This window comes from Candidatus Magnetaquicoccus inordinatus (assembly GCF_004217665.1).
GTDB lineage: Bacteria > Pseudomonadota > Magnetococcia > Magnetococcales > Magnetaquicoccaceae > Magnetaquicoccus > Magnetaquicoccus inordinatus.
In genome coordinates this window covers 1-1,813 of the sequence record NZ_RXIU01000384.1, presented here as the reverse complement: position 1 = coordinate 1,813, position 1,813 = coordinate 1, and the positions used below count along the sequence as shown (strand labels likewise).

Below are 1,813 nucleotides of genomic sequence, written 5' to 3'. Positions count from 1 at the left end.
CGGAACTTTCGGACAGAAAACAAATAATTCACATTTATAAACAATAGGTTGGCGCGTTTTAGTCCTGATTTTGTACCCATGTAAGTTGATGAAATTTTATTTGCAATCATAGCGTTATGATGTATAATGCGGTCATGTATATCGAGCGTATTCCCAATAGAAACTCTCCTGCCGCCGTGCTACTGAGAGAATCCTATCGCGAGGATGGCAAGGTCAAGAAGAGGACTTTGTCCAATCTGTCGGCATTGCCCGATCACGTGATTGAGATTATCCGCAGCGCGATCAAAGGGCAGAGTTTTGTCCCTGCTGAAGGCGGTCTGTCAATTGACAAGACACGTCCACATGGCCATGTTGCCGCGATCATTGGAGTCATGAAGAAACTGGGATTGCCCAATCTTATCGCCAGTCAGAGTTCCAGGCAAAGGGATTTGATCTTGGCTATGATTGCCAACCGCATCCTGGAACCGGCCTCCAAGTTGGCAACTGCCCGGTTATGGCATAGCAACACCATTGCCGATGAATTCCATGTCGCGGATGTGGAGAAAGACGAATTGTACACAGCCTTGGACTGGCTGAGTCAGCAACAAGTGCGCATTGAACGAAAATTATTGAAACGTCACGTTCAAGAAGGTGAGTTGGTCATGTTCGATTTGACATCCACGTACCTGGAAGGGAGGTGTTGTCCGCTGGCCAAGCATGGATATAGCCGTGATCACCGATCAGACCGGTTGCAGATCGAATTTGGTTTACTGACGGATCGGGATGGGCGACCGATGGCTGTAGAAGTGTTGGCAGGGAACACGGCCGATCCCGCTGCTCTCTCCTCCCAGGTCAATGCTTTGCGAGAGCGTCATGGTTTCCGTGAGTTGATCATTGTGGGTGATCGAGGAATGATCACCCAGGCCCGTATTGACAACGACCTGGCACCTAATCAGATGTTTTGGATCAGCGCGTTGCGTAACGACGCCATAAAACGGTTGGCAGAAGGACCATTGCAGCCATCCTTGTTTGACGAACGTAATCTTGCGGAAATCTCATCCCCAGATTACCCAAATGAACGGTTAACTGCCTGTCGTAACCCATTTTTGGCTGATGAACGTGCCAGAAACCGACGAGAACTTCTGGAAGCCACCGAAACCGGACTACGCAAGGTACAGGAGGCTATTGCCTCAGGGCGACTCAAAGAATGCGGTGCCATTGGTCGACGGGTGGAAGGCACTCTCAGACGATTCAAAATGGCCAAGCATTTCCATCTTGAGATCAAGAACGGTCAATTTGTATTTTCCCGCAACGAGGAAAGCATTTCTGCTGAAGCCGCCCTTGATGGCATCTATGTCATTCGTACCAACGTTCCCAAAGAACGCTTGGAAGCAGTTGAGAGTGTGCGGCAATACAAGGGGTTGGCACGGGTTGAACGTGCTTTTCGGACAATCAAAACTGGTTTGGATGTACGTCCAGTCTTTCATCACCTAACCGACCGGGTGCGTGCGCATATCTTTCTCTGCATGCTGGCCTATTACGTCGAATGGGAAATGCGCAACAAGTTAGCACCATTGCTATTCTCTGACGAATTCCCCACTCAGAATAACGACCCCGTTGCTCCGGCACGACCGTCAGAGACTGCCAAGACAAAAACCAGCACAAGACAATCCATGAACGGATTTCAACTCCACAGCTTCCAGACTCTTCTCCAGGATCTTGGTACATTGGCTCGCAATTGGATCACCCCAAAGACAGGCGATAGTCTGGGGACAACCTTTACCATGCTGACCCAACCAACCCCATTGCAACAGGAGGCGTTTCGGTTGCTCGG

The 1,813-nt window shown here is 49.8% G+C and carries 1 protein-coding gene; it reads left to right on the top strand.

Annotation, left to right across the window (positions count from 1 at the left end):
- Positions 1 to 134: 134 nt before the first annotated feature.
- Positions 135 to 1,813, top strand: a 1,679-nt coding sequence (locus EJP87_RS15870; protein WP_130472825.1) for an IS1634 family transposase, incomplete at its 3' end; no start/stop codon positions are given.